Below are 2290 nucleotides of genomic sequence, written 5' to 3'. Positions count from 1 at the left end.
TGAAGTATTTTCCGGGCAGAACTGCGTTTATAGGGACGGTGGTCTTACCTCTGGTCTTTGTGGCGGCGTTGAGCATGGTCCCGTTTATCGACAGGGATGAACATTCAAAGACCGGCAGACGGAAGGCATCGGTGGTGATTGGCGTTCTTTATCTGTTATTTTTGATATTTACGATTATCCCGTTATTGGGCTGAGGGTGGGTATTGTTTAAGGGTTACGTACAGGTGTACACGGGCAACGGTAAGGGCAAGACCACGGCGGCAGTAGGGTTGGCAGTCAGGGCGGCAGGCAGTGGGTTGAGGGTGTTTTTTGCTCAGTTCATAAAGAGCGCCGGCAGTGGCGAGTTTCATTTTCTCTCCCGTTCCGGGACGCTGTCGGCTCCACAGAGTCTGGATGACCTCATAGAAGTCCGGCAATATGGCATGGGGTTTGTCAGGGGCGCACCGGGGACAGAGGACATAGAGGCAGCCAAGAGAGGTCTCAGCCAGTGTCAGGAGGCAGTGCTTTCTGACAACTACCAGGTCGTTATCCTCGATGAGATAAACGTTGCCATGACCCTGGGGCTATTAGGGCTTGACGAGGTTGTGGAGTTGATACAAGGTCGTCCGCAAGGCGTTGAACTCGTACTGACCGGCAGGGGAGCGCCTCAGAGGGTCATTGAGCTGGCCGATCTGGTGACGGAATTTAGGGAGGTAAAGCACTATTTCACCAGGGGCGTTACCGCACGGCAGGGAATAGAGTATTAAGATGGTGCGTACCTTAGCGTACAGGTGGCCAGGGAGGCCACGCCCTCACCACGCCCGATAAAGCCCATGCCTTCATTGGTTTTGGCCTTTACGTTGATGAGGTTGGAGGCGATACCCGTTGAGGCAAGGGATTGTTTGATCTGTTCGATGTAGGGGGCCAGTTTGGGACGTTCCATGATGACTATGCAATCGAGCCAGGTGACAACAAACCCCTCCCCTCTGATCTTGTCGATGACGAGCCTGAGCATGTCGAGGCTACAGGCGTCTTTGTATGTGGTATCGGTGTCGGGGAACATCCGCCCGATATCGCCAAGGCCCGCTGCCCCAATGATGGCGTCGATTATGCTGTGACAAAGGACGTCGGCGTCGGAGTGACCGGCAAGCCCCTTGTCAAAGGCCAGCTCAATCCCGCCGAGGATGAGCCTCCTGCCTTCAACCAGGCGGTGCGAGTCGTACCCTAGCCCTACTCTGACGTCGTCTGTTGGGATAGTATCCATTGTGCGTAGGCGAGGTCATCCCTCGTGGTTATTTTGATGTTTGCGTACTCTCCGGCGATGATTTTGATTCTGCCACCGTAGTGTTCAACCGCCGAGGTGTCGTCGGTAAAGGTCAGGCCATCGGCAGCCGCCCTGCTGTATGCCTCAAGTATGGTGGAGCATGGAAAGACCTGTGGGGTCTGTACGGCCATGAGGCTATCCCGGTTGAGGGTCTTGACCACGTAGCCGTTGGCGACCTCCTTGACGGTATCCTTGACTGCCACGGCACAAACCAAGCCATCACACCCGCTAAGGGCGGCAATGCAGTCCCTCAGGAGCGCATCCGAAATCAGGGGACGTGCGGCGTCGTGGATGAACACCAACGGGTCAGTCCCCGGGGCAGTTGTGCAAATAAGCCCAAGGGCATTACAGACGGAGTCCTGCCGTCGCTCCCCACCGGGGGCCAGACGCTTGACCTTGGTTATCGCAAACCTCTCTATCAGCTTGCGGGTATCCTCCGTATTACAGTCCTGGACGACGGGGATGATCTCATCTATATGCAGACACGCCTGGAGCCGCTGCAATGTCCTGGCAAGGATCGGTACCCCCAGCAAGGGATAAAAGACCTTGTTGCGCTCGGAACCGAATCTCCTGCCTGAGCCTGCCGATGGCACTATTGCGATTGTCACTTTGCCCCCAATGCTGTTGTTTTTATCTCCGCTTGAATATTGATGTTAGGATACCATTAAGAGTTAGTCGGAGTAAAGTAAAATTTCTCTTGCTATATAAAATCCTGTGATGATATATCAATACCTTCGCCAAAAAATATAGAGTGACTAAAATAGCATATTTGTCCCGGAGTATAAGTCGGAATTTCCAGGCGTATTAGCATTATCAGACGAAATGGATATTATAGCACGTTTCGATTGGATTAAATACAAGGTAATAGTTCACCCCCCTAAGAAGAAGGAAAGAAAGGGGCGGCTCCGCCCCCCTTCAGAACCCCCTGCAAGGGGGCCAGCCCCCTTGACCCCTTCTTGTCTTGTTGACATTGGGTTGATTATACAC

Annotated in this window: 3 protein-coding genes and 1 pseudogene; 2 read left to right on the top strand and 2 right to left on the bottom strand. The window is 53.6% G+C overall.

What is annotated here, in order from left to right; genetic code table 11:
• Both HWQ67_RS16705 and cobO read left to right on the top strand, forming a co-directional pair.
• Nucleotides 1-194 (top strand): annotated as a pseudogene (locus tag HWQ67_RS16705) (hypothetical protein); the annotation flags it as partial.
• A gap of 9 nt (nt 195-203) precedes the next feature.
• Nucleotides 204-746, top strand: a complete 543-nt coding sequence (gene cobO / locus HWQ67_RS16700) for a cob(I)yrinic acid a,c-diamide adenosyltransferase (RefSeq protein WP_218253820.1) — start codon at nt 204-206, stop codon at nt 744-746.
• Here cobO and ispF read toward each other — a convergent pair.
• Both ispF and ispD read right to left on the bottom strand, forming a co-directional pair.
• Nucleotides 743-1243 (bottom strand): 2-C-methyl-D-erythritol 2,4-cyclodiphosphate synthase, encoded by a 501-nt coding sequence (ispF, locus tag HWQ67_RS16695; protein ID WP_218253819.1) that lies wholly within the window; start codon nt 1241-1243, stop codon nt 743-745. The genes cobO and ispF overlap by 4 nt on opposite strands.
• The gene (gene ispD / locus HWQ67_RS16690) at nt 1210-1911 is read right to left on the bottom strand and encodes a 2-C-methyl-D-erythritol 4-phosphate cytidylyltransferase (RefSeq protein WP_218253818.1); all 702 of its coding nucleotides are present in this window, start codon (nt 1909-1911) and stop codon (nt 1210-1212) included. Before ispD ends, ispF begins: the two co-directional genes overlap by 34 nt.
• Between the last annotated feature and the right edge of the window lie 379 nt (nt 1912-2290).

The organism is Candidatus Magnetobacterium casense (assembly GCF_019173545.1).
GTDB classification, from domain to species: Bacteria; Nitrospirota; Thermodesulfovibrionia; order Thermodesulfovibrionales; family Magnetobacteriaceae; genus Magnetobacterium; species Magnetobacterium cryptolimnobacter.
Note: the sequence above shows the minus strand (reverse complement) of the source record. Positions and strands in the feature narration are given on the sequence as shown.